The sequence below is a fragment of the Syntrophorhabdaceae bacterium genome (assembly GCA_035541755.1).
Taxonomy (GTDB): Bacteria; Desulfobacterota; Syntrophorhabdia; order Syntrophorhabdales; family Syntrophorhabdaceae; genus PNOF01.
Genome location: DATKMQ010000020.1, coordinates 1 through 24,827, shown reverse-complemented (window position 1 = coordinate 24,827; position 24,827 = coordinate 1). Strand labels below are relative to the sequence as shown.

The window sequence follows — 24,827 nt, the reverse complement described above, 5'->3', positions numbered from 1 at the left end:
CCTCCGGGTGGCGCAAGGGGGGACGACTTAAGCGTAATGTCCAGGAATGTATTATATTATCAGTTAAGAGTATATATAGAGAGAGAGGGAGTTAAAGCACGGTCGATTCATGAGAGAAGCTTAAATATCCTTATAAGAAGGGGGTTCTATGTTCAGGAAATTCATTTATGCCACTGGCGCAACATGGTTTCTATTGCCTGTGAGACTCTCTGTTGGCGCCACATTCATCGCACATGGCGCGCAGAAGCTCTTTGGTGCATTCGGAGGTAAAGGTCTCGTGGGAACCGCTGCGGGCTTTGCTAACATGGGGATCAATCCCAGTGCGTTCTGGGCAGCTTTAGCGGGATGCGGGGAATTTTTTGGCGGTCTGCTCGTGCTCATCGGTTTGGGAACGAGGCTCGGTGCGTTCTCCATCTGTATTGTCATGATCGTTGCCGTACTCAAAGTCCAGTGGGGGTTTTTCTTTTACCCCAAAGGCATCGAGTATTCTTTCTCGCTGCTCGCCGGCGCCTTCGCATTGCTCATCGCCGGAGCTGGTCCGTTCTCCGTGGATTGGGGGATCTCCAAGAGGATTGCACGTTCATCTGAGCGAAACAAGACCTCGCGTTGAAGATGCACGTACGCGCTTAAGCGCTAGATTATTAAAATCAAAAGGGGCAGGTCCGGCAAGACCTGCCCCTTTTAACAATCAGATTACAGACCCTTTGTCACAGAGTCTACTTAACGCTTACGATCTTAACCGTATCTGTTCCCTCGAACAGGCTTTCACGCTCTTTGCTGTAGAACGTTCCTTTCACCGTGAGAGTTGCTTTTCCGGGAGAGGCTCCCTGGATATCACGTTTGTCGAACTTTGCGATAAACGTTCTGTGTCCGATGGGCATAATTCTTTCTGCCACTGCGCCCTGGCAGGTCACGTCCTTGAGATGCCAGTGCCTTGTGCTGTAGCCATAAGGGAGTGTGACGAGAACCGTAAAGTCACCCCTGCTACGGATATTGATTACCTCGGGCTCCACGCGCACTTTGAAGTCCTCTGAACAATAGAAATTGGCGGCGTTCGTTGTATCCCCCGTGCCCGTATATCTGGCAACCTGAGGATAGAGGCAGACCGGCCGTGTCATTGCCGGACCGTAAGCTAATGCGTTACGGGAGCCGGGTATCGAGTCCGGAGCGACACCGTTCTCCACCCAGTTCTGAAGGGGTGTAAACCAGTCAGTCGGATTGCAGCCGACCCCTCCGCCGCAGTGGCTCGCGCCGGGAACCAGGTAAGCCCTATAGAAATCGTCGATCCCGTAGTGGCCGTGCATGACACCGAGAACAGTCTTGTAGTACTCGTACAAATAGGCCGGTGAATAGGCCCCAAATGACTCGTACTGGAGGAGCTTATGGCCGCGCGCCTTCATGCCCGAGAGATCAGGGTTGTAAGCGTTCATCCATCCGATCTCCGGTCTCGCCATGACGGCTGCCGGATCAGTATCAAAATTGAAGTTCGCCGCATTGAATGATGTGTCCCTGAAGACCATGTAGGCAAGCACATTGCCGTAAATACCGGCGCTCGACCCGATATAGATCATCCACCCGCTGGTCGAGGATTTGCTCGGGTCCGTACAGACTTCAGACCCCAGGGGGATGCCGGGGAGCACGAAGTTATAATCGCCCAGGACTATTTTCTTTCCGTCGGATGTCCTCGGACCGTCGTAGATGGCCTTGATCGCTGTCCTCTGATCCGTGGTCCAACAATTGGGAGCATCCACGTCGTTCGGGCAGGCGGGAAGCTCGGTCATGGGGTCGAACTGACAGGCAAGGGGGTTCTCGATAATGCCGTCCTTAAGCCCGTCCAGCGCATCGCATTTCGCATAGACATAACTGGACTGAAGGCAGAGCTTGCTCGTCGGCACCTTCGAACCCCACACATTATAGTTCCAGATGAACCCCATCATCCTTCCGGGGAACATGCTGGGGCCGTCTCCGGCAAGGATCCCGTCAAAGTCTTCGGGGTATCGCTGAGCCTCTACGAGACCTTCACGGCCACCGTTAGAGCAGCCTGAGAAATACGAGTATTTTGGCCCGTATCCGTAATAGGAGGCCATGATCTTCTTGGAGATGTTCGCCACCTCATGATTGGCCCGATAGCCATAATCCATAATCTTCTGATTGGTGAGCGCGTTTTCCGGCATGGCCCAGGATTCCCCGGGTGGCGTGGTGACGTGGCCGGTATCCGTGGCCACACCTGCAAAACCCTTCTGAAGATAAGTGCCCATCGCGCTTACGCCAATGGAACCTGCAGTGCCTCCCGATCCCGTCATCATGAATCGCTCGTTCCAGGTAGTGGTCGGAATCCTCAAATCAAAATTGATCGCCGGAAGTATAGTGCCCTTGACCTCGCAGACTTGTACACCTGACGCCGTGATGACAGCGGCTGATGTGATGGTGACGCCATTGCCCTCGAGGTCCGTGAAAGCCTTGCCCGTGATATCCGCACAGTTGATGACCGGCACTGGCGCCGCCTTGAGCGCGCTTACCGTTAGTAATAGCCCCAGGACCGCAAAAAAACCTATTGCCAATTTCGTTGCTTTCATAGATACGCCTCCTTCAAATTTCACTTCCAAATGAAGCCTTTGCTCACCTGCGAACAATCTTTACGTTCACACCTCCTTATCGCGTAAGTTATTAGCTAATGCACAACATCTTATTGAATGCCGATTTGTCTTGAAGCCGCAACGTCTTGAAAGAAATGGCCGGACATCTTTGATACGTGTTCGGCCAATTGGTATGATGCGGTCGGGCGCTATATTGTCGGTTTCTCTCGGATGATGTCACTGCGCCGCTCCTGCGTGGGGAGTCTATAACTGAGCTATGTGTATGCTTTGATAGGATCAAGGTAAGTTTATTAGCGAATGTGACCCTTGTCAACAAAAAACTGTGACAATTGTCATTAATTGTATAACCCGAATCCATTCGACTAAAACGGCCACCACAACCAAGATAATTATCACATATGCGTGCATTCTTGCCCGACCTCGGGAGTGTACAATTACTCTATCACTCTTCATGCAATTTACTAAAAAATCGGACTTTTATGTCAAAAAGCATCTCAAAATTTCTAACATCAAAGTGCAATTCTCTAATATGCTTTTTTGCAATTTCTCTATCATTTTTCGTGCAATTTACTTGTATTTGATGAGGTGGTCGAGCAAGGACAGTGTTGTGAGTCGTTCGAAGATGAACGGTCCGCCCGGTCGAAATCAAATGTAATTTGATTGTATCAAGCAGTTTTTAGAAGGCACTTTTAACATTCTTTGCCTGCTTTTTTTAACACGCGGCTACAAATCCTTTTTATTTTTGACTTAAGTCAAGGCACGTCTATATAAGGCGACTTATATTCATACTATGAAAGAAATCAAAATAAACAGATTAAGGAGGATTATATGTTCTGTTATCAGTGTGAGCAAACGGCACAAACACAGGCCTGTACCAAAATAGGCGTATGCGGAAAGCAGCCGGAGATAGCATCGCTTCAAGACCTTCTCGTCTATGCCCTGGAAGAACTCTCGTACTATGCCGCCGAAGGCAGACGGTTGGGGGTTGTCGACAAAGCAACCAACGTGCTGGTCACTGAGGCACTCTTTCACACATTGACCAATGTGGACTTTGATCCCATCCGTCTCAAAGGGATGATTGAACGTACCATAGCGGCACGGGACGCCCTTATCGGCAAAATCAAGAAGCAGGACGGAAATACGACCTATATTTCGGGTAAGACTCTGCTCGTACCACAGGCCACCCTTGAAGGTCTTATCAAGCAGGGCGACGCTGTGGGGCTTAAAGAAACCGCCAGTTCAAACGCCGATATAGCCTCTCTCATGCACACCCTGCTCTTCGGTATCAAGGGCGTGGCCGCATATGCGTATCATGCGCAGATCTTAGGCAAAGAAGACGAGCTCGTCTACGCCTTCCTCTACGACGCACTCAAGGCAATTCTGGAGAACAAAGGCGATCTCAACTACTGGCTCGGTCTGGTGCTGAAATGCGGCGAGGTGAACCTTAGGGCCATGGAACTGCTCGATGAGGCGCACACCATGACCTACGGCCACCCTATGCCCACCAAGGTCCCTCTCGGCGCCAAGAAGGGAAAGGCCATCCTCATATCGGGGCATGACTTAAAGGACCTCGAAGAACTGCTCAAACAGACAGAAGGCACGGGCATCAACATATATACACACGGCGAGATGCTTCCCGCTCATGGATATCCCGATCTTAAGAAATACAGTCACTTCTATGGCCACTATGGCACGGCATGGCAGAACCAGCACAAGGAGTTCGCCGAGTTCCCCGGAGCGATTCTCATGACCACCAACTGTCTGCAGAAACCGGCTGAATCCTATAAAGACAGGATCTTTACGGCCGGCACTGTAGGATGGCCCGGGATGGCCCATATATCGGACCACAACTTTGCCCCGGTCATTCAGAAGGCACTTGCCCTGCCGGGATTTTCAAATGATACGAACGGGAAATCAGTCATGGTGGGTTTTGCACGCAATACCATCATGGGCGTCGCCGACAAGGTGATCGATGCGGTAAAGAATAAACAGATCAAGCATTTCTTCCTCGTAGCCGGTTGTGACGGCGCCAAGCCAGGGAGAAACTATTACACCGAGTTTGTGGAAAAAGTGCCCAAGGATGCGGTTGTGCTGACCCTTGCATGCGGCAAGTTTCGCTTCTTCGATCAGGACCTGGGCGATATCGGGGGTATTCCGAGACTCCTCGACGTGGGCCAGTGCAATGACGCGTACTCGGCCATCCAGATTGCAGTCGCGCTCGCCAAGGCGTTCAATGTGGGCGTTAACGATCTTCCGCTCTCGCTCGTTCTTTCCTGGTATGAGCAGAAGGCCGTAGCTATCCTGCTGACGCTACTCTATCTCGGCATCAAACATATGCGTCTTGGTCCGACTTTGCCGGCGTTCATCACGCCCAACGTGCTTGATGTGCTCGTGAAGAACTATGACATCAAACCGATATCCACGCCGGATGCGGACCTGAAGGCCATACTCGGATAGCGTAAGGCGTAAGAAATAGCACCCGCGGGCAGTGGAGGTGTACATTCTTCCTCACCTCCCTCGCCCAAAGGGGCTTTTCAACCTTCCGCGTAAGGGAGCAAGCAATGAAGACTCTAAGAGATATCGTCAGTATAGATAGAGAGAAGTGCAATGGTTGCGGAGAGTGTGTGAAGGCCTGCGCCGAGGGTGCAATAGAGCTTGCAGACGGCAAAGCCAGGCTTATTGCGGAGAACTACTGCGACGGTCTCGCGGCCTGCCTCGGAGAGTGTCCACAGGGCGCCATCAGCATCGTGAAACGTGAGGCTCAAGCCTTCGATCTCGAGGCCGTGGAAGGCCATCTGGCGAACAAAAGACGGACAGAACCGGAAATATTGAACACTAATTCCAATAGCCAGGTTGTTCTCCCCTGCGGGTGTCCTTCAACGCAGGTCAAAATGTTTGAAAAGCCAGACGCAAAAGATCCGAGCTTAGAAATCTCACAGGGCAAAACGGGTAGCAAGGCGAGGGAGCGTCAGCAATCCAGCCTGACCCACTGGCCCGTTCAGATCAAGCTTATACCGCCCACGGCGCCCTTTCTCAAGAATGCGGACCTGCTCGTGGCTTCCGATTGCACGCCTTTAGCCTATCCCGACTTTCACGCCGATTTCCTGAAAGGAAAGGTCGTGATGATGGGTTGCCCGAAATTTGATGATACCGAGGAATATATTGAAAAGTTCGTGGATATTTTCGGCATAGCCCATATCAAAAGCATTACCATTATTATCATGGAAGTACCGTGTTGTTCCAAAATGCCGCTTATCGTGCAGAAAGCCATGGAACTCGCGGGCAAGAAGATTCCGACAAAGGTAGTCGTTATAAGCCCCAGGGGCATGGTCCTACAACAAGGGCCGCTCGCCGCATAGATCGAGGAACGACTCGGCTTTACCCTCAATCGAGAGAAGGTTCCCCCGAAAAGCGCCGGCCTTTCATTTCTTTATCGAACCCATGGCCTCCTTTACACGGGCGGGCGTCATGGGCATTTGATGGAGCCTCGCCCCCGCCGCGTCGAATATCGCATTGGCAATCACCGCCCCCACGCAGGTGATAGGCGGTTCGCCTCCACCCTCAGCGGGGTGCGTAGGATTGTCAACGAGTATCGTCTCGATCCGCGGCAGCCACGAGAAGCGAGGAATGTCGTAGGTATCGAAATTGTCATGGAGGATCCGTCCGCCCTTGAAATTGACCTCTTCACTCAGAGCATAACCAAGTCCCATGGTGAGACCGCCTTCTATCTGCAGCCTGGCGCCTTCCGGGTTCACAACAAATCCCATGTCCTGTGCACAGACAATTCGTTTCACGGAAACCTTGCCCGTTGCCCGGTTCACGTCCACCTCAGCCATTACAGCCACACAGGCCCCCGCGTCGGCTGCACAGGCAACCCCATAGCCTCTTCCGCTGGGGGCTTTAGCCGGCTTGTAGCCAAATTGAGCTGCGGCAGCCTTCAAGGTATTGATCATCCTCGCATCCGTCAGGTTTTTTATGCGAAATTCGAGCGGGTCCATATTGAGGTTCGCAGCCATAGTATCTATCTGCGATTCCCTGGCAAAGGAATTGGAATTATTACCCGGGGCCCGCCACGCACCGGTAGCAAAAGGATGGGTGCCGGGGGTTCCCGTGTAATGCACGTAGGAGGTCTCCTTGTGGTGAGGTACGGCGTAGAGCTGTTCCGCGCCGCGAGGTCCGGCATAATAGACATCGTAACGCCAGAAGATAATCCTGCCGTCTCTGTCGAGGCCGGATTTGATCTTTATGATCGATGCCGGGCGGAACGTGTCATTGAAAAAGGCCTCTTTTCTGCTCCACATGACCTGGACGGGTCTTCCGGTAAGTTTTGCAAGCCGTGCCGCCTCCACCGCCTGGAGATTGAAACTTTTTCCTCCGAATCCGCCGCCCACAAATGGTGCTATAATGCGTACCCTGTCCGGAGGAACCCCGAGCACCCGGGCAATCTCCTCTTTGCCTCTGAAAGGGGTCTGCGTCGACGCCCAGATCGTGATCCTATCTCGCTCGATTCTGGCGAGCGCTGCGTGGGTTTCGATTGTAGCATGGGCTACATAGTAGTCCTGATAGGTCTCATCGAAGATTTGCACCGCAAGACCCTCTCCTCGCTCAAGATCACCGCCTGAGGAAACAACTTCCCCCTCTTTGGGGGCCGCCTCGAGCAGGTGCTTATGAATCGTCGTGTTGTCGAGTGTGCTATCGGGTATGTCAAACTCAGCTTTGATGAGGGATAAACACTTTTCCGCCGCATCAGGTTCCGGGTGGAGCACAGCAACCAAATCCCTGTCTTCAACGATACGAACATCGGGCACGTCCTTGAGCGCAGATGCGTCGAAGCGTTTGAGCTTTGCCCCGTGTGCAGGAGGCCTTAAGACCTTTGCGTAGAGCATCCCGGGCAGGCGCATGTCCGCGGCGTAGCGGGCCTCACCCGTTACTTTGAGCATCCCGTCTTTGCGGTTCACTCCCTTACCCATGACTTTGAGCTCGGCAACCTCTTTAAGCTTGGGCTTACGACCGAGATGCCTTTCTATGTATTTTCCCTTTGTCAGCTCCTGGTAGGATATCTTCTTTGCGCTATTCATCTTGTCCGATACCACTCCATCTTTTACGGTAAGCCTGCTTTGAGGAACTTTGAGCGACTCTGATGCCAGGGCAAGAAGAACCGAGCGTGCCTCGGCAGCGGCCTCTCTTAAAGGCGGTCCAAAGAAACGGGTGCTCATGGACCCGAAAGTACCCATGTCCCACGGGCACAGGTCTGTGTCGCCCATGACCATGTCCACACGGGAGTGAGGCACATCGAGCTCGTCGGCAAGCATCTGGGAAAGTGAAGTCACCACACCCTGCCCCATTTCAATCTTACCCGTGAAGCAACTCACCCGGCCGTCCGCCCCGATGCGCAAAAAGGCGTTAAAGTCCGTGGGTAACTGCTGGCCTATGGCGCGACGCTCAGCCTGCTGGGCCGGAAGAGTACCGGCAAAGAACAGGATCGCGATCCCACCGCCCACTGTCTTCAAGAAATCCCGGCGGCTCACCACGCCGGCCTTCTCGCCACTGTCAGCCCATGATCGGTTGGCTGTATCTTTCTTCATTTTTTCCTCCCGGACTTCATGTCTCGCGCCGCGCTCTGGATTGCCTTAACGATACGCGTATGAGCGCCGCAGCGGCAAAGATTACCGTCCATGCCGCGAATAATGTCAGCCTCGCTCGGATTAGGGTTTTCCTTGAGGAAGCTGTAAGCGGTGAGAATCATGCCGGAGGTACAAAAACCACATTGGAGGGCGTCGTTTTCCACAAAGGCCTTCTGGAGCGGGTGGAGCACACCGTTTCGCTTGAGCCCTTCGATAGTTATGACCTCATGTCCCTTCACGTCGCTTACGGGAACCTGACAGGACCTCGCCGCTTGACCGTCGATCAAGACCGTACAGGCCCCGCAGATCCCTTCACCGCAACCGTATTTCGGACCGGTGATCCCCAGGTCTGTGCGCAAGACCCACAGGAGCATACGGTCAGCGTCAACCCTTAAACTGACCGGCTTATTGTTGACCTTGAAATTGATGGTTTCGATCATCGATGCCTCCTTTATCAGACACTCCCTGCGTAGTCTATATTATATGCATATTCTTGTTCTTGGCCATCACATTTTCAATAGGCCTCGCTTCACATGAGTGTCTCCTGATGAAGGCGTCATACCGGCTGCTCACACGGGTGCACACTCTTTCCGCCCGAATTGTTTGAAGGAAATATGATATAATGAAACCGCTCAGGCAAAAATTACGGGAGGATGTGATCCATGAAGATAACGAGTCTTAATCGAGTGGAGCAAGTCAGGATGACCATGGAGGGGGCAAAGGATACCTACAAACAAATACCCATATCAAGAAACGATGGAACGCCTACCGTCTCCTTCCGCGTTTTTACTATCGAGCCCGGCGGGCACACACCATATCACAGCCATGCATTCGAACACGTAAACTACGTCATAAGAGGCGCCGGCGCCTGCGTTACGGAAAGCGGCGACGAGCGTCCCATCCATGCGGGGGACTTTGGACTCGTGCTCCCCGGCGAGAAACATCAGTACAAGAACACCTCAGAAGGGGAGCCGCTCGTTATGATTTGCGCCGTGCCGAAAGAATACGAATAAGGTAGAACCCTGGGGCGCTTCGCGGGTAAGCTTTTGCTCGAATGTACTATGGTGCGGCAGACGAAACGTCTCGCCTTATGCTCTTTGCTCGGGGAACAACACGGTCTCTATCTTTTTCAAGAGCTCTACGGTTTTGAAGGGCTTGGCAATGAAGGGGTGACCCGATAGATACCCTCCACCCTGTTCAACCTCGTCGCTACTCACAAGACCGGTCAGGAATATGACCGGTATCCTGTTTGTTGCGTGGTCTTCCATGAGGCGCGCTGCCACCTCTCCTCCATCCATTCTGGGCATCTTTATATCGAGCAGGATGGCATCCGGTTTGTGTGTTTTTGCGAGCGTGATACCCTGCGTACCGGTATTGGCGGTGATGACCTGATACCTTCCCATGGTCTCAAGGGCCAGCTTGGTCACATTGCAGAAATGCGTATTATCGTCAACAACCAATATCTTTCTTCGCATCATGAGGTCTGCCTCCGCAACACCTTGTCAGCCGGCGTTCTCACTCATATTATCAGCACTTTGAGCAAGAACTTAAGCACAGGAGGCGGGTAGCGCGCGGTGAGGCGCGTCGTCAGGTATCAGCGTTTACCGCCCATGAATCCTGTTGACGATAGATACGGCCCATTTTACAATATGGCACCAATCCAGGAGGATGACTATGAAAAAACCAGCTTTCTTCGCGATCATTTTTCTGACGTGTTTTGGGGTATTGTCTCAGGCGGAGATCTATGCGTCAGATGTGATGCTCGGTAATGCACCGGCCAAGGTCTATTTCAGCCCTGGTGGCGGGTGCACCAGGGGGATCGTCAAGGAAATCGATGGCGCCACCCGCGAAGTCCTGGTACAGGCCTATAGTTTCACTTCAAGCCCCATTAGAAATGCCCTGATTAATGCCCAGCGCAGAGGTGTCAATGTGGAGGTGCTCCTCGACAGGATAGAACAGAGGAACCAGCGCTATAGAACCGCCATGATCTTTTCAAAGGCCCGGGTCTCTGTGTATATTGACGACAAACATTCAAACGCCCACAACAAGGTCATGATCATAGACCGGGAGACGGTGATCACAGGTTCATTCAACTTCACCAATGCAGCAGAGTCAAGTAATGCGGAAAATGTGCTTATCGTGAGGTCGAAGGCGCTCGCCGCTCCCTATGCGGACAACTGGTTTAATCATCGCCAGCACTCATCAAAGTACTGACACATTAAGGCGATTGATCGCAGTTCGATGTAGCTTTTATCCGCATCGCGGCAAGGCCGGAGCGTGACGGGAAGTGCGCCTCCGTGAGGCAATTTCCGGACGCTTCGGTTAACAAGACGCCGGCTCTACTTTTCATTCCGGCTACCCGCCCGAATCAGGGCATTCAAGAGATAATTGATAACGGACAGAACGATGCTAAAGAGCACCGCCGTAGAAAAGCCTTTCACTTCAAAGCCCTTAATCACAACCGACGCAAGAAGCACGAGACAGGCATTGATCACAAAGGTAAAGAGCCCGAGCGTCAGAATATTGATCGGAAGGGTCACGAGGATCAATATGGGCCGTATAAGCACGTTCACAATCCCCAAAAAGAGCGCAACCCATAGGGCGGCCATGAAACCGGCGACCGACACACCGGGGATGAGATGGGCGGCAACGCCAACTGATATGGTCATCAAAAACCATTTGAGAATGAGCGACATGGCTTACGGGAGAACCATCCTATTCGCGATAGAATTTTTCGGCGGGTATCATTTTGAGGGAAAGATGCTCGGCCTCGGTAATCAGACCTTCCAGTGCCACTTCCAGGACATCCATAGTTCGCGATATGCCCTGAAAGACGGTGGAAATCCTTTCGATATTCCGTTTTGTCGAGTTGCAACATTCACTTATTTTCCGTTCGTTTTCCCGACACTCTTCGATGAGGTCCTTGTGTATTTCAAGCTCCTCTTCAGTGAGATTCAGAGATTCTAAAAGATCGTTGACCGTTGTATGCGCGCTCATTACCTTTATGTATCTCCTTTTCGGGCCTGGCTCATATAGGCTGGTTTATAAATCTAACTCTTTTTTATTCTTGTGGCAACAAAGCACGATAATCGTCAATTCTTTCAATTCCTTCCATTGACTTATGCGCGCATTTGGAGCATATTTATGGTAAGACTGATATACAAAGTGAGGCATAACGGGTGAGCGAAAACAAGAGCGGCAAAAAAATGTATCAAATCGGCGAGCAGTTTCAAGAGGAGACCAAATACACACCCGAAACACTCGGTAGCTATGTGCTCGACTGGCAGTCCATGCCCGCACCTTTCAAAGAGTATAAAGATCCCGTCTCAGTCGTAGGACTTCCACAACCAAAAACTCCGAGTGATGCGAATCTCTGGAAACTCCTTTTGAAAAGACGGACCCGCAGAGACTATGTCGCTCAAAAAACGCTTAAGCTCAACGACCTTGCGGCCCTGCTCTGGGCCACGCAGGGATTGACGGCACAACTCGGAGACACCTTTTTCAGGACTGCCCCCTCCGCCGGCGGGCTCTACCCCATAGAGACATATCTCAGTGTCCGGGCCGTAGATGGTCTCGAACAGGGTATCTATCACTTCAGACCGGGTGATTTCGATCTCGAACTCCTAAAAAAGGGCGATTTCTCACAGGTTCTCATGGAGGCCTGCCTGCAACAAACTGTGATTCTGGGCGCGCAAGCCACTTTTGTCTGGTCGGGGATCATTGCGCGGGGAAGATGGAAATACCGCCAGAGGTCCTACCGGTACGTCTATCTCGATGCCGGTCACATCGCACAAAACCTCTATCTTGCGGCAGAGGCCTTCGGGTATGGCGTTTGTGCGGTCGGGGCTTTCTATGATGATGCTGTGAACAGGATCTTTGATCTTGATGGTCTCGAAGAGACCGTTATCTATATGGCTACTGTAGGCGTGAAAGCTCAAGAAGAGAGCAAATAGTGAGTTCTGACAAACGAGTTCAGTCCACAGGGAGATTGCAACATGTATGAGCAAGGAGTAATCAGGCCACCGAGCGAGGCGCAGAGTCTGCTTGTACGGGTCACGAGAAATTGTCCGTGGAACCAGTGCGTGTTCTGTCCGGCGTACAAGGGGGTCAAGTTCTCGCGGCGTACCGTGGAAGAAGTCAAGTCGGACATCGACAATATGGCAAAAGAATACGCGGGCCACACCGGCATGATAAAAACCGCGTTCCTTCAGGATGCAGACAGCCTCGTACTGAAAACCGCCGACATCCTCGAAATCATCCGTTATATGAAGGAAAAGTTTCCCGCAATCGAACGGATTACGACCTACGCGCGGGCCACCACGTTGAAGCGCAAGACCGTTGATGAATTCAGGCAGTTACGCGAGGCCGGTCTTACAAGGATTCATGCGGGTATGGAAAGTGGATCGGAAAAAGTGCTCAAGATGATCAAAAAGGGGATCACCCCTGAAGATATCATTGAGGCAGGGGTGAAGGTCGTTGAGTCTGGTATATCGCTCTCGGAATATATCATGCCGGGCATCGGCGGGCGCGCACTGAGCGAGGAGCACGCACGCGAGACCGCCCGCGTCCTCAACATGGTCAAGCCCGATTTCATCCGGGTCCGTACCTTCGCCCTGCACCCTCAGTCACCCATGCGTAAAATGGTTGAACAAGGCGCCTTCGCACCTATGACAGACGAAGAGATCGTCATCGAGATAAGACTGCTCGTTTCCTCTCTCAATGAGATGCACAGCTATTTCTCCTGCGGTGATTACGGACCCAACCTCCTCATGCAGGTGGACGGCTACCTCGACGAAAAAAAGGCCTACATGCTCGCCGAGATCGACAAGTACCTGGCCCTCACACCCGAACAGAAGAAGGTATACTCGCTCATCAGACGGTCTTCTTTCGCGCACTATCCAGTGGAAATCGTCTATGACAAAGAGGTCATGCAAAAAGTCCTGCCTGAGATCGAAAAACTCGAAGCGGGCGACCCTCAGGGTTTTGACCGCTATATCGCCACGCTCATGACCTATACGATCCCCCAGCCGCAAACCGATGAGGATTGGGAGTAAACAGCACATCACGATCGTTTCGACACTATCAAAAATGTTGCTTCTCGCGTTCTGGTGGGGGCTCGATCAAAATAAAATCAGGGCGCTATGTTTGCCCCGAGGCAAAAATACCATATATTTGCCTATCGTATGAAGCGTCATCTCTACCCCATCTACAACGAGATGTTTCGGTTTACGGCTCATCCTCGCGAATGCCCTTGACTGGCTTGTGTAGGCGATCTCCACACCGCCAGGTGCCATTGCTGCATTCTCGAGCGTGCCGGTAAAGTCCGTTACCAGCGCCGGTATGTCTGTGTCTGCGGGGCGCAGCACGTGTTCTCCGACAGGTATGAGGACCCTTTTCTTGTCCCGCACCGGCCAGTCCCTGCCGTCGAGCGTCACCGGGCCCGACCAGCGCACACCCACACCCAAAGGCGAGTCAACAAGAAGTCCACCACTTACGGGCTCGCAACGCCTGACCACGGACGACGCGTAAGGCAAGAAAGGCGCATCAAGGCCCGTAATCGAACCCGTGTGATAGTACATGACCGTGGAAAAGGACTCTGCGGAGGTATGGATGAGCTCAGTCAGTTCTACACCGGTCTGCTTTGAGGTAGGATATACGTGCCCGCCACGTTCAACTATGTTGATGTCCACGCCAAGGCGGTCCTGCCTGAACGTGAGCGGGCGGTACCGGGCCGCGATCTCTTCGTAACGTTTCGGGCCCAAATGCCACACCGTGTAAGGGTCTTCGATGATAAAACTCAGATCATGGTCATCGAGCATCCGGAGCAATCGTGCAGCATCGGCGCCGATGGCGTCCCGCATGGTGGTATCGAACCGGTCATCCACGTGGGTAAGAACCAGATCGAGGTGAGGTTTGAGGGCACACATTTTCTCCAGTTCATCTATCCAGAATTCTTGAAGACGGGCCGCCAGGTCCACACGATAGTTAAGGAAGATGCGCAATTTCTCCGGATCGGGCTCTTTGCTTTGGAAAAGCCCGACAGGATCGAAGCCGTACGCGTACTCAACTTCCCGCCGCACATCCGCGCTTAAGGGGGTGAATTCCTCCGGCTTGGAAAGACCGTCCGCGCCTTCGAAATAGAGTTCCGCAAGATTTACGCCGTCCCAGTCGAACCTCTCTATGGTGCTTCTGATGCCCCGGACAACTGCACGCCGGCAATCGGGATTGTTAAGATTCATGGCGAGACGCCACCCGTCGTCGCCTACGGCATCCTTGAGCAGGGCCGTCTTCTCTCGCCACTCAGGATGGGACTTCCAGAACTTAACACTTACGTGCGGCAGTTCCAACCAGGCATAGACGAGAATACCCTCGCGGTGACAGGCCTCAATCAATTTCTTAAGACGGTGGTTGAGAATGCTTTTTCGTTCAAAGAATTCCCACGCACCAACATGTACGGCAGCGATGCCCATCCGGCGCAACTCGCGTGCAAGTTTGCCCTCGTCGCGATTACGCTCAAACGCAAAATCGAAAAAGGCCGCGAGCCGGGAAGACTCAAAGAGCGGATGCACCCCCATATCGTACAAGGTGTTGAGCAGAAAAGGGAATCGTTCATAGCCCTCGAGGCCAATGGATGCGGCAACCCAGAGCACGCTACCGTGTCCCCATCTCAAAATTGCAGTAAGCGGGGCCCCGCTTACCCGGTCCCACGTCACAATCTTGGCCGTGCGGGGAAGCTTGAAAACAGGCAGATCTACAGATTCTTCCCAGGCAATGGACAGATTTGGCTGGTGGGCATCATGTATCCTGCGCACCCGTACATGCTGTGCGGTAGCCCGAATGCCGAGCGTCCTCGCAGTCTCGGAATCGCCTTCGAGGACGAGAATCCGGCCGGCTGTCAGTTTCCCCGGAATTTCCTCAATGTGAATAGTGCTGTCCTGAGGCAGCACAATGACGCGGGCGTCCTCTGCACTTCGTTCCTTTAGCCCGATGCTCCTCAAGATAGAGGACCAGGCGGTCTCGGAGCCGGCCGCGAGAAAAAAACCCGGCACTTCGGGGATTTCTGCCGCAGACAGGGCGACAGGGAAAGAAAGCATAAGAGCGAGACCGACGCATACGAGCCCGATCAGTACCGAGCGCCAAAGAGCGCCCGAGAGCGCTTTCACGACGTTTTCCCGGTCTCGGATAGTTCCTCCAAAGCCGGGGCTTCTCGATTCGCATCGCGTAGTATATTGAGATAGGAGAAACAGTGGCTCACAATATGCGCTGCTGCATGCCCGTCGCCGAAAGGATTGGCGGCCTGCGACATGGCCCGGTAAATCTCACGGTTATCGAGGATGCTGAGCGTTTCACGCACGATCACTTCCCGGGACGTGCCCACCAGACGCGCCGTTCCCGCATCCACGGCCTCCTGTCGTTCTGTGGTCTTACGCATCACGAGCACCGGCTTGCCCAGGCCCGGCGCCTCCTCCTGAATACCGCCCGAGTCCGTGAGGATAATAGAGGAGCGTTTCATAAGGGCGACAAACTCGTGATAGGGAAACGGAGAAGGTATGAGCAGGTTGTCGACACGGCTTGCAAGTGGTCGCAGGATGCGGTCCACCGGGTCCTGTACGTTCGGGTTCAGATGAGCCGGGTAGACAAATAACAGGTCGGGACGAAGCACTACCAGATCGGCAATCGCATTGCAGAGCGATAGAAAGGCTTCGCCGAAGTTCTCCCTGCGGTGCGCGGTGATAAGGACCAGTTGACGCTCATCGAGCGCCATCTTTCCCAATGCACCGGCGAGCATGCTTTGATCGGTGCGTTCCGCCGTCATGAGGAGAGCGTCAATGCCGGTGTTGCCGGTCACGAAAATACGGTCCGGCGCGATCCCTTCCTTGAGAAGGTTATCGGCGGCCCGACGGGTGGGGGCAAAATGGAGCGCCGCAAGCCGTGATATGAGCACCCGGTTTGCTTCCTCGGGAAACGGCGAATAGATGTCATCGGTGCGTAACCCCGCTTCCACGTGCGCTATCGGGACTTGCCGGTAAAAAGCAGCGAGGGCAGCGTACAGGGCTGTGGATGTGTCACCTTGCACAACTACCATGTCCGGGGCATATTGGGCAAAGACCCTTTCTAATTGTGGAATAGCCCGTCCTGCAAACTCGGCGAGACTCTGATCGGGCTGCATGAGATTCAAGTCCACCTCAGGTACAATAGCGAAGAATTGCAACACCTGGTCCAACATCTCCCGCTGCTGCGCGGTGACGCAGACTATGGTCTCGCAATTTCGACGGGACCTAAGGTCAAGAACGATGGGCGCCAGCTTGATTGCTTCGGGGCGGGTGCCAAAGACTACGACAAATCTGAACAACAAAACACCTCCACGCGCTTATTTGTTTTAGGATCACGATGCGCCGTACATCCGGTGAACACTTAAGTCACCACAACCGCCGTTCCCCACGTCAAAAAGGGTGAACATGACAAAGACCGGAAGAGTCCTTGTTCTCAAGAACGGTCCAATTCGTCATCAACGGAAGAACCGGCGTATGCGGATACCCGTGTAGAGCGCACCGAGCATTACGATGGCGCTTGTCCCAAAGGCCACGATCAGAGAGGATGATATAAGGCTGACGAAATCGACAAACAATCCGACCCCTTTTGAGGCGGCAATGGTCGCTTTATGATGGCCTGCCGGGAGGACCAGAACAGCGGCTATCTCACGAGCCCCGGGAAGGATCGTGGCGTCAGCACCGTCGATAGCGACCCCGGCCGGCTTTCTGGAGAGGCACGTATAAACCGGCCCAGGCGAATCGTATTCGAGAGTCAATCCACCATGTCCCGTATCCACGGATAAAAGCGGAGTGCTCACCTGAAGCACCTGCGGCGTTAGCTCGCTGGAATCAAACCAGTGGAACCAGTTTCGGTCCGCGCTGATCTCATGTTTTCCCGGCGGCATGAGTACGAACCCCGGACGCCAGAAAGACCATATCTGATTGTCCCGATAAAAGGTGCGGATGCCTGACGAGACGGCCATCTCTATACTGTAGGGAGTCTCCACTGACCAGGTAAGCTTACCCGTCGCGATCCGCGCGTCTTCGGTGGCGGCATACGATATTAGATCGAGGTCGGCGGTTCTGACCGTGGCGTCACCGTAAAGCGCGACGCGATCCGAGGCCGACCGGGCCGCGCGAACGGTGGCGGCGAGCTCCACGCCTGTCGCCTGAGAGACAGGCAGATGCGTCTCTTCTACGGCACGATTGGGGATCACGTTGATGTCGATCATGAAGCGTGCCTCATGGGGCAGTATAGCCCGATATCGGTCAGCCAGGCGCACATAGCGCGCCGGCGGATTTTTCCAGGATGACGCAGGGTCCTCAACCTGCAACGTGAAAGCAAACTCACGCATAAGCCCGACAATCGCCGTTGAATCGAGGCCTGCATCCGAAACCACTTCGGGATGCTCGAGGCTGTCCAGTATCGTAACGATCACCTCACGGCCTGATGCTGCGAAAGGTTTCAGTTGAGTGAGAAAGGCCCGGTGCATCTCGGTCACCATTCTCTTCCGGTACGCGAGAAAAGTGGCCCAGCCCGCCCTATCTCGCTGCCAGAAATGGGAAGAAGCCGCATCGAAAAGCTCCCCGGGGTCGAAGTGATATGCGGCGCTAAAGGAGCGTCTCACGTCATCATTGAGGGGCACCATGGCCCAGGGTTTATCGCCGTCCGCCTTGCCGTCGAACGATAGTTCGGCGAGGTTGACGCCATCCCATGCCCACTTATTGAGCACAGAAGACATGAACTCCATGACCGCGGCACGGCATTTGGGGTTAGCGAGGTTCATAGCGAGACGCCACGAGGGCAGCTTTTCGCCTCCCGCTGCCTTTTCACGCCATTCAGGATGCTCAGCCCAGAACAGAGGGCTTACCTGTGGAAACTCGAACCAGGCGTATACCAGAATCCCATTGGCATGACAGACACGAATCAGTCTGTCGTAGTCGTACGTGTACTGCGGCGTAAAGACCCACGCCGAGGCGTATACCGCCCTCACCCCCATGCGGCGCCATAATACAGCCAGGTCCTCAATACTCACCTCCGTACGAAGCCCCGGATCGAAATAGAGTTCAATCATGCGCCGCCGCGCCGGTTGCATCCTGTCGAAGGTCGTGAGCGTATGCTCAAAAAGGAATGGATAGTGGCTCACACCGTCGGCCGTGAACGGATCGAGCATATCGCCTAGGTAGAGCACCTTCCCGGAGCCCACGGAGAATGTCCCCGCCAGACTGGTGTGATTTTCCGTATCCTTGCTGATAATAATAGCTCGATCCGGCAAGCGGAACCTCTCCATGGATACGGCGGGACGCCATTGCAGAGGAAGGTCGACCTGGGCCTGGTCGGTCACGCGCTCCACAGGCACGCTGCCACCGGGGTAACGGATACCCACGGCTTCGGAGAGTCCCGTGTGGGCGTCGAGCACTAATTGACCGCCTGCGCGCACAAACTGCACGATTCGGCGAACGTCGCTCCAACTGAGCTTGAGCGCTGCCGCGTGGGGAGCGAGGAGCACTTCGCTCGGATCGAAGGTGGTGTTCGGCAGGTCGGAAACCGCGATGAGTCTCACGGGCGCACCGTATGCCCGAAAGGTGTTGGCGAAGCTCTCCTGATCATTTTTCTCAGCCCCGACTGCCGCCTTGTCCCAGAGTATAGCCGCCTTGATTGCGCGCGCCTGAAGCGTCACGGGGTTCTGCGGTCGCCACTTGAGAACCGCAGTCGTCAGCTTCTGTGTAAGTCGAGTGAATACCCCAGGAGGCTTGACCGGACGTTCATCCATGCCGATGGCAACGAGTATCTCCCCGGGGCCGGGCTGCAGCCCCACAACCACGGAGCCTGTTTGTCGCGCGGCAGCCCATGTTTCCTCTTTTCGTGAGCCGTCTCGCCCTATGATGAACTGTCTCAAGTAAGAATCGTGAAGGGTTATGGTTCTCGATGCCTTGCCGGTCACAATCAAACGGTCATCTGAGGCCACACGACAATCAAAATCACTCAGTGAGACAAATTTATATCCCAGCTTCTTGATTCCCCGGACCGTCTCCTGCAGGAGACGGGGATCGAGAAAATCATGTACGAATGCGGATGCGATGCCGTCACGGACTACCAGCATGCCTCGTGCATTCTCAATAAGCGTCTCAGGGGAGGGGTTCTCCTGGGGAAGATAGCCGATATTCTCTGGGATGATGTACAGGCCGCGTGTATCTACCGTGGCAAAAGGAAAAGACTGCTGCGAGCCCTGGAGGTCGATCATGGTTTCTTCATTGAACGTTGAGAAGACGCGGGCGAATTCGACATAGTCCGCGGGTGATGCCGCATAGTGAGGCGTCTCCCAGGCCACCGGATAGAGGCCGCTGCGGAAGCATTCCTCAAGGGCCCCATTTAACTTCTCCCGCACCAGCTCCGGCGAGTCATCCGCCCGCGGCGCATTGCGGAAACCGTCCCAGAACTCAAAGTCATCCGGGGTAACACCGCGGTACTGATGGGTGTAGCCGTGAAGCACGAGAGTCGCGCCCCTGGCGGTTGCGTCCTTAAGTATGTCCACGATCTGGGGGCTCTCGGAGAGTCGGACTTCACGACGAGACCCGGGATCAACGAAGACAGGTACCAGCGATATCTGGAACGGGATGTCCTCCTTGATCAGCGTATTAACAGCGCGCCTTAACACTTCAGGCTCTTCATCGGGCGTTACGTCTTCAAGGCGTATCAGGGCTCGGTGAGACGATCCATGGTGTACACCGAGCATGTCGTGCATAAGGTCGCAGAAGGCAAGATAGCGGTCCTTGTCGCCGATGTAGGCAAAGGGTACATCTGCCACGAGCCAGAGGTTCCCCGTGTGTAACATATAGGGCGACGCGTGACCTTCGGCATCGAGCATTTCGGCCTCGACTTTCACCCGCGATGGCTCAGTGACGGTGATAAGGGTCGCCATACCGCCGCCCTTCCCCAGGATGGCACCGCGATATCGCACTCGGTTAAAGCGGCTATTGATAAGCACGCTGTCCACCCTCAGTCCGCGCCTATGGTCTTCCGGGGCGCCAAGGAATGCGTCCATGCCGTACCCTATCCAGGCCAGCGTACTCGTGCGCACGCGCGCATCTTGCAATACTGCGTCGGGCCACACGGTCTTATCGGAACCACCTACCACAAAAACGGCGTCGTATCGGGCCATGCCACCCGCCTGGTAATCCTCGATAGCGATGAGTTTCGGGCGGTAGTCGAAGTGGCCGAGCAGATTGGCGACGTGCGTTGCGTCCACGAGACCTTCGTGTGCCTTCTGTGATGAACCGTCGTATAAGATCAACGCCTGCTTACCCCCTGCGGCAAATGCGACGAGAGGCACCAGGAGCAGAAACAGCACGATGAAGAGCCTTCGAGCCATTACTCGGGGACCTCGGCAAAACGTTCGGTCTTGGCCCAGATCTTCTTGCGGCGCAGTATCACGTCATCGACGAATGCACGAGCGACCACAAGGACCCAGAGCTGGCAATAGGTAAAGTAAGCGAAGACCACCAGGACAAGATTGTACAGGGAATCCTCGTCCTTTTCACGTGACAGGGTGATTGAGACCTCCAACACAAACAGCAGGAACGCGAGCACCCAGATACGTGAATAAGGCCCGATCGCATGGATGGACACGAGCCCGAAGACGGCCATAATGAAGAGCAGGTCGGAGATGAAAATTGCCGCACACACCACATAATAAAGGATGAGGGTGTAGAGAAGCTCAAAGGCGATGACGCGGGGGCGCAATTCAAGGAGGCGGCGGACATGCTTGGCAAGCACGTAATTATGACCGCGAGCCCATCGGGTGCGTTGTCTGAACCAGGTAGTGATCTTCTCCGGTTCCTGCTCCCAGGTTACGGCCCGAGGCACAAAGCCTATGCGGCGGCCCGTTTCGTAAATACGGATCGTCAATTCCGCATCCTCGGTGAGGGCCTTTTCGTCCCAACCGTCCACTTCACTCAAGACTTCCCGCCGGATCACAAAATTGGTGCCCGGCAGAGTTGTTACCCCGAGCAGGGACCAGCGTCCCGCCTGCATGATCCACTGAAAAGCCAGACACTCTATATTGATAAAACGGGTCAAAAGATTCCGGTTCCGGTTTATGCAGCGGAACTTGCCTACGGTTGCGGCCAGATTGGGATCTGCCACCAAGGCAGCCACGAGCGCTCGCAGGGACCCTGCTTCAGGTCGATTGTCGGCGTCGTAGATAGCGATGAGGTCATGTTGCGCCGCATCGACACCAAGTTTCAGGGCAGCGGACTTACCCCTCCCGCCAAGATGGGGAGGAACCTTTAGGCAGCGCACGCGCGCATCGCGGGCTGCAATCGTCTCTACAATATCGCCCGTGCCGTCATTGCTGCCATCGTCGATGATGATGATTTCCATACGGTCCGCCGGGTAGTCGAGCGCCAAGAGGTGCTCGAGCGTACCGTCGATGACGCGGGCTTCGTTTCGAGCCGGCACAAGGATAGATACCATGGGCCAATCCGATCCCCGGGGAAGAGATGGGACCACCCAGGCATCACGTCGGCTGTAAAGATATCCCGTGACAAATAGCAGCAACTGGTAGACGATCATAAACCACAGGATTGCTGCAGATGCCACAAAAAAAGTATCAAGCCAGAGAGATGAGTACATAACCTCGATTACACTATCACATACGGGAGAATACGGACTTTCCCCTCACAGAAAAATAGGTCGTATCTATTTATCGCGTAGCCGGATAAATAGCAAGTGAAAAAAGCACTCCAAGTATCGGATGACTAAAAGAATGCCCGGGTTGCGGTCAGGCGGAAAGAGGATTATATTTGGTAAAGTTATTATTTCCGGACAGGCAGGTTACCGGACAGCCCGACTTAAGGTAATGTGTCCTAAGGTCTACTCTGTTGGCTACACAAAGGGAGGTGCGCCATAGAAGAATTGAAAGAACAACAGCCCGCGGGATCAGGCGGCGTCATTGAAAAGAGGCTGCCGGCAAGCCGGTATGTGATATTCATCTTTCGTTTGGTACTGGCAGCGACCTTTCTCGTCTCTTCTCTGGGAAAATTCGTGGATATCAGACACTATTCGGTGGCCATGGTCTACAACTTCGATATACTGCCGGGACCGCTCGCCATCGCCTTTGGGTGGACTCTGCCGTTTATCGAGTTTCTCTGCGGAGTCGGGCTGCTTTTCGGGCTTTTCACCCGCCTCTGCGCCATCGGTATCGCCTTGCTCAGTATTTCCTTTCTTATCGCAAAGGCCGTGGTTCTCTCGCGCGGAATCGACATGGAATGTGGCTGTTTCGGGGCTATCGGATCAACCATGGCGTCCTGGAGCATTTATCTGGACCCTGCTATCCTCATAATTTCCGCAGCAGTCCTCATTGCACCCCGGGAGAGCCGCCACTGGGCTTCATTGGGTAAAAGGTTGCCGGAGAAATGGATGCGCAAGCTCAATCTTTTATGGTGAGACAATAACCCTCTCGTCCGTACCGTCCGCGCAACCACGGAGGTAAACGGGTCGGGCTATTTGGGCACCGTGGGATACTTGGCCTGTACCCAGTCCTCCCATGCCCCCTTAGGGGTACTTCCTGTCAGCGAGTACACTTTGTCCCAGCCCGCCTTTACGTATGCCTGTGTCAAACTGACACTTGTGGAATCGTTCACTCAGGCACAATAGAGAACGATCGTCTTGTCCTTGGGGTACTTCTTCATCCAGGACCCGAACTTCATGCCCTCTTCTCTCACGGCCCCGGGGATCTTTACCTTACTATTGTCCCAGTCATACTTGGTGCGCACATCAATGATGATAACACCCGGCTTTCCCAACAAGGGAAGGAGTTGCTCCTTTGTCATCGTGTGCGTATCATCTGCCCATGCCGGACCATGCGCTATAAAGAGAAGCGCGAGCAGAACGGCCGATAGAATATTCTTAACCATACATACCCTCCCTTTCGTGATCTTGTATGCTCCTGACAGCATTGCTCCCACTCGTATCCTGCCTTAAGAACCCGACTTCACCGGATACGACGAGCCCGGGAATGAGAGCCGAATCCTTTTGGCACCAACAAGAGTATAATACCATTTATGACAATTCGCCAGTGGCGCGGTGCCTGTGATGCACATGGAAAAAACGCCCGCCGGTACGGTTGAGAATACTCATTCGCCGCGATCAAACGTCCTTCCTGCAGATTACGTATTGGGCACACTTATCAGAACTAGAGCGTACCCTAAGGCCGTCAATAAATAAGGACGGGTATAACGCGTTGAACCCTAAGGATTGCCGCCCCGTTTTCGCTTGCAAAAAGCCCTGATTTCAAAGAAAATAGAGTACTCATGATGACCATAGGCCGTTTGCTTCGTAGCAGAAATGTCATTTTGGTCCTGGGGGTCCTGGCGGGCCTCATCTCGGGTAAGGGCGCCACGTGGACAGAACCCGCCACTCTGCCGGTACTCGCCCTGGTTATGACAATTGCAACCATGGGCATCGAATTTAATGCCTTAGGTTCGGTCAAGAAGGTTCTCGGTCCGGCCTGCGCAGGGGTAGTTATGAATTATCTGATACTGAGCGGCACCATCCTCCTGGCGAGCCGATATTTGGTGACGGATGGTAATCTGCGGGCCGGTTTTGTTCTGGTTGCGGCAGTCCCCCCTGCGGCCGCAGTTATCCCATTTTCGTTCCTGTTGCAGGGGAACGACGCCTTTTCCCTGCTTGGAACCCTCGGGGGGTACCTCGGCGCCCTTGTGATTATGCCCATCATGGCGATCGTTTTCTTGGGGACAAGTTTCATCACCCCGCTTAAGCTCATTGTTATCATGGCCGAGCTCATCCTGCTACCGCTTATCCTGGGGCGCGTGCTCCATCTCGCCGGGATAGGTGCCAGATTCGATTCTCTGAAGGGCCCCGTTACGAATTGGAGTTTTTCGCTGATCACGTACACGATTGTGGGGCTCAATCGGGAGATGTTTCTTCACAGACCCCTTGTGCTCATACCCACAGCCTGCGTCGTGGTCATGAGCACGTTCGTGCTTGGATGGCTTATCGAATTAGTGTGCAGGAGGATTTTCAAAATACCGCCCGCGACCGTGACGAGTCTAGTCCTCCTTGGCACCCTCAAGAATTATGGCGTAGCCGGCGGGCTCGCGCTCGCGCTGTTTGGTAAAGAGGTGGCATCTCCATCCACGGTGTCATCAGTATTCATGATTGTATACATCATCTGGCTTGAATGGAAACTCAAGGAAAAAGCAGAGGTGGGCAAAACGTTTTAATCTTCGGCCCGTTCGTCTCGCGGCGGGCACGGCTTGATGGCGACGTCTCTATTTCTTTTGTTCGTGAGGTCCCCACGTCAATAGATAGGCGGCATAGAAGGAGAAGAGGTTTACGCCGTGGATATCGGAGCCGGCCGAGAATATAAAATGGTGGTTGTCGCTGAAGTTGATAATGGCGCCCCCGTTGTACCCGGTCTCATGGTCTGCGTCTCGCGTAGATGGGGTCTGGTGGAATATTTCACCTCCCACCGTGAGCCATTGTGTGATATCCCTTTGCAGGAGCCACCCTGCGTACCAGTAGTTCTTATTACCTGCGCCGGGATTAA

Annotated in this window: 21 protein-coding genes; 9 read left to right on the top strand and 12 right to left on the bottom strand. The window is 54.0% G+C overall.

Annotated elements, in window-relative coordinates:
- Window positions 1-148: 148 nt before the first annotated feature.
- Complete coding sequence (locus VMT62_01530) at window positions 149-610, top strand: DoxX family protein (protein ID HVN95085.1); 462 nt, start codon at window positions 149-151, stop codon at window positions 608-610.
- A 106-nt stretch (window positions 611-716) separates the two neighbouring features.
- On the opposite strand, the gene VMT62_01525 is transcribed toward VMT62_01530, so the two are convergent.
- Window positions 717-2,576 (bottom strand): tannase/feruloyl esterase family alpha/beta hydrolase, encoded by a 1,860-nt coding sequence (locus VMT62_01525; GenBank protein HVN95084.1) that lies wholly within the window; start codon window positions 2,574-2,576, stop codon window positions 717-719.
- A gap of 849 nt (window positions 2,577-3,425) precedes the next feature.
- On the opposite strand from VMT62_01525, the gene hcp reads away from it, so the two are divergent.
- Window positions 3,426-5,054 (top strand): hydroxylamine reductase, encoded by a 1,629-nt coding sequence (gene hcp, locus VMT62_01520; GenBank protein HVN95083.1) that lies wholly within the window; start codon window positions 3,426-3,428, stop codon window positions 5,052-5,054.
- 104 nt (window positions 5,055-5,158) lie between these two features.
- Window positions 5,159-5,956, top strand: a complete 798-nt coding sequence (locus VMT62_01515) for a 4Fe-4S binding protein (protein HVN95082.1) — start codon at window positions 5,159-5,161, stop codon at window positions 5,954-5,956.
- Window positions 5,957-6,019: 63 nt separating this feature from the next.
- Here the strand turns inward: VMT62_01515 and VMT62_01510 are convergent, their stop codons facing one another.
- Together VMT62_01510 and VMT62_01505 are read right to left on the bottom strand one after the other, a co-directional pair.
- Complete coding sequence (locus tag VMT62_01510) at window positions 6,020-8,182, bottom strand: molybdopterin cofactor-binding domain-containing protein (protein HVN95081.1); 2,163 nt, start codon at window positions 8,180-8,182, stop codon at window positions 6,020-6,022.
- Window positions 8,179-8,661: a (2Fe-2S)-binding protein gene (locus VMT62_01505; protein HVN95080.1), complete on the bottom strand. Its 483-nt coding sequence runs from the start codon at window positions 8,659-8,661 to the stop codon at window positions 8,179-8,181. The genes VMT62_01510 and VMT62_01505 overlap by 4 nt, the downstream gene beginning before the upstream one ends.
- Window positions 8,662-8,883: 222 nt before the next feature.
- Here VMT62_01505 and VMT62_01500 point away from each other — a divergent pair, with 222 nt between their 5' ends.
- Entirely contained in the window at window positions 8,884-9,234 is a 351-nt protein-coding gene (locus VMT62_01500; GenBank protein HVN95079.1) for a cupin domain-containing protein, read from the top strand.
- A gap of 75 nt (window positions 9,235-9,309) precedes the next feature.
- On the opposite strand, the gene VMT62_01495 is transcribed toward VMT62_01500, so the two are convergent.
- Window positions 9,310-9,699: a response regulator gene (locus tag VMT62_01495; protein HVN95078.1), complete on the bottom strand. Its 390-nt coding sequence runs from the start codon at window positions 9,697-9,699 to the stop codon at window positions 9,310-9,312.
- A 196-nt stretch (window positions 9,700-9,895) separates the two neighbouring features.
- On the opposite strand from VMT62_01495, the gene VMT62_01490 reads away from it, so the two are divergent.
- Entirely contained in the window at window positions 9,896-10,435 is a 540-nt protein-coding gene (locus tag VMT62_01490; GenBank protein HVN95077.1) for a phospholipase D family protein, read from the top strand.
- A 125-nt stretch (window positions 10,436-10,560) separates the two neighbouring features.
- Here the strand turns inward: VMT62_01490 and VMT62_01485 are convergent, their stop codons facing one another.
- Window positions 10,561-10,917: a phage holin family protein gene (locus VMT62_01485; protein HVN95076.1), complete on the bottom strand. Its 357-nt coding sequence runs from the start codon at window positions 10,915-10,917 to the stop codon at window positions 10,561-10,563.
- A 19-nt stretch (window positions 10,918-10,936) separates the two neighbouring features.
- Entirely contained in the window at window positions 10,937-11,218 is a 282-nt protein-coding gene (locus VMT62_01480) for a hypothetical protein (protein ID HVN95075.1), read from the bottom strand.
- 182 nt (window positions 11,219-11,400) lie between these two features.
- Between VMT62_01480 and VMT62_01475 the strand changes: the two genes are divergently transcribed.
- Window positions 11,401-12,174, top strand: a complete 774-nt coding sequence (locus VMT62_01475) for a SagB/ThcOx family dehydrogenase (GenBank protein HVN95074.1) — start codon at window positions 11,401-11,403, stop codon at window positions 12,172-12,174.
- A 42-nt stretch (window positions 12,175-12,216) separates the two neighbouring features.
- Window positions 12,217-13,275 (top strand): radical SAM protein, encoded by a 1,059-nt coding sequence (locus tag VMT62_01470; GenBank protein HVN95073.1) that lies wholly within the window; start codon window positions 12,217-12,219, stop codon window positions 13,273-13,275.
- A 66-nt stretch (window positions 13,276-13,341) separates the two neighbouring features.
- Here VMT62_01470 and VMT62_01465 read toward each other — a convergent pair whose 3' ends face one another.
- The 4 genes from VMT62_01465 to VMT62_01450 form a co-directional block, all read right to left on the bottom strand.
- On the bottom strand, window positions 13,342-15,384 hold the full coding sequence (locus VMT62_01465) for a hypothetical protein (protein HVN95072.1): 2,043 nt from the start codon (window positions 15,382-15,384) through the stop codon (window positions 13,342-13,344).
- Window positions 15,381-16,574 (bottom strand): UDP-N-acetylglucosamine 2-epimerase (non-hydrolyzing), encoded by a 1,194-nt coding sequence (wecB, locus tag VMT62_01460; protein ID HVN95071.1) that lies wholly within the window; start codon window positions 16,572-16,574, stop codon window positions 15,381-15,383. Before wecB ends, VMT62_01465 begins: the two co-directional genes overlap by 4 nt.
- A 156-nt stretch (window positions 16,575-16,730) precedes the next feature.
- Window positions 16,731-20,627, bottom strand: coding sequence for a DUF2334 domain-containing protein (locus tag VMT62_01455; protein HVN95070.1), 3,897 nt, complete (start codon window positions 20,625-20,627; stop codon window positions 16,731-16,733).
- Window positions 20,627-21,889 (bottom strand): glycosyltransferase, encoded by a 1,263-nt coding sequence (locus VMT62_01450; protein ID HVN95069.1) that lies wholly within the window; start codon window positions 21,887-21,889, stop codon window positions 20,627-20,629. Before VMT62_01450 ends, VMT62_01455 begins: the two co-directional genes overlap by 1 nt.
- 282 nt (window positions 21,890-22,171) lie before the next feature.
- Between VMT62_01450 and VMT62_01445 the strand changes: the two genes are divergently transcribed.
- A complete protein-coding gene (locus VMT62_01445; protein HVN95068.1) occupies window positions 22,172-22,702 on the top strand; it encodes a DoxX family protein in 531 nt (176 codons plus the stop codon).
- Between the two features lie 197 nt (window positions 22,703-22,899).
- Here the strand turns inward: VMT62_01445 and VMT62_01440 are convergent, their stop codons facing one another.
- Complete coding sequence (locus tag VMT62_01440) at window positions 22,900-23,172, bottom strand: rhodanese-like domain-containing protein (GenBank protein HVN95067.1); 273 nt, start codon at window positions 23,170-23,172, stop codon at window positions 22,900-22,902.
- A 396-nt stretch (window positions 23,173-23,568) separates the two neighbouring features.
- Between VMT62_01440 and VMT62_01435 the strand changes: the two genes are divergently transcribed.
- Window positions 23,569-24,501, top strand: a complete 933-nt coding sequence (locus VMT62_01435; GenBank protein HVN95066.1) for a hypothetical protein — start codon at window positions 23,569-23,571, stop codon at window positions 24,499-24,501.
- A gap of 48 nt (window positions 24,502-24,549) precedes the next feature.
- On the opposite strand, the gene VMT62_01430 is transcribed toward VMT62_01435, so the two are convergent.
- Window positions 24,550-24,827, bottom strand: a 278-nt coding sequence (locus VMT62_01430; GenBank protein HVN95065.1) for a hypothetical protein, incomplete at its 5' end; no start/stop codon positions are given.

Excerpts from the sequence above, each read along its gene's own strand:
- VMT62_01530 (HVN95085.1), top strand. The coding sequence starts at position 149 with ATGTTCAGGAAATTCATTTATGCCACTGGCGCAACATGGTTTCTATTG.
- VMT62_01525 (HVN95084.1), bottom strand. The coding sequence starts at position 2,576 with ATGAAAGCAACGAAATTGGCAATAGGTTTTTTTGCGGTCCTGGGGCTA.
- hcp (HVN95083.1), top strand. The coding sequence starts at position 3,426 with ATGTTCTGTTATCAGTGTGAGCAAACGGCACAAACACAGGCCTGTACC.
- VMT62_01515 (HVN95082.1), top strand. The coding sequence starts at position 5,159 with ATGAAGACTCTAAGAGATATCGTCAGTATAGATAGAGAGAAGTGCAAT.
- VMT62_01510 (HVN95081.1), bottom strand. The coding sequence starts at position 8,182 with ATGAAGAAAGATACAGCCAACCGATCATGGGCTGACAGTGGCGAGAAG.
- VMT62_01505 (HVN95080.1), bottom strand. The coding sequence starts at position 8,661 with ATGATCGAAACCATCAATTTCAAGGTCAACAATAAGCCGGTCAGTTTA.
- VMT62_01500 (HVN95079.1), top strand. The coding sequence starts at position 8,884 with ATGAAGATAACGAGTCTTAATCGAGTGGAGCAAGTCAGGATGACCATG.
- VMT62_01495 (HVN95078.1), bottom strand. The coding sequence starts at position 9,699 with ATGATGCGAAGAAAGATATTGGTTGTTGACGATAATACGCATTTCTGC.
- VMT62_01490 (HVN95077.1), top strand. The coding sequence starts at position 9,896 with ATGAAAAAACCAGCTTTCTTCGCGATCATTTTTCTGACGTGTTTTGGG.
- VMT62_01485 (HVN95076.1), bottom strand. The coding sequence starts at position 10,917 with ATGTCGCTCATTCTCAAATGGTTTTTGATGACCATATCAGTTGGCGTT.
- VMT62_01480 (HVN95075.1), bottom strand. The coding sequence starts at position 11,218 with ATGAGCGCGCATACAACGGTCAACGATCTTTTAGAATCTCTGAATCTC.
- VMT62_01470 (HVN95073.1), top strand. The coding sequence starts at position 12,217 with ATGTATGAGCAAGGAGTAATCAGGCCACCGAGCGAGGCGCAGAGTCTG.
- VMT62_01455 (HVN95070.1), bottom strand. The coding sequence starts at position 20,627 with ATGGCTCGAAGGCTCTTCATCGTGCTGTTTCTGCTCCTGGTGCCTCTC.
- VMT62_01450 (HVN95069.1), bottom strand. The coding sequence starts at position 21,889 with ATGTACTCATCTCTCTGGCTTGATACTTTTTTTGTGGCATCTGCAGCA.
- VMT62_01440 (HVN95067.1), bottom strand. The coding sequence starts at position 23,172 with ATGGTTAAGAATATTCTATCGGCCGTTCTGCTCGCGCTTCTCTTTATA.
- VMT62_01435 (HVN95066.1), top strand. The coding sequence starts at position 23,569 with ATGATGACCATAGGCCGTTTGCTTCGTAGCAGAAATGTCATTTTGGTC.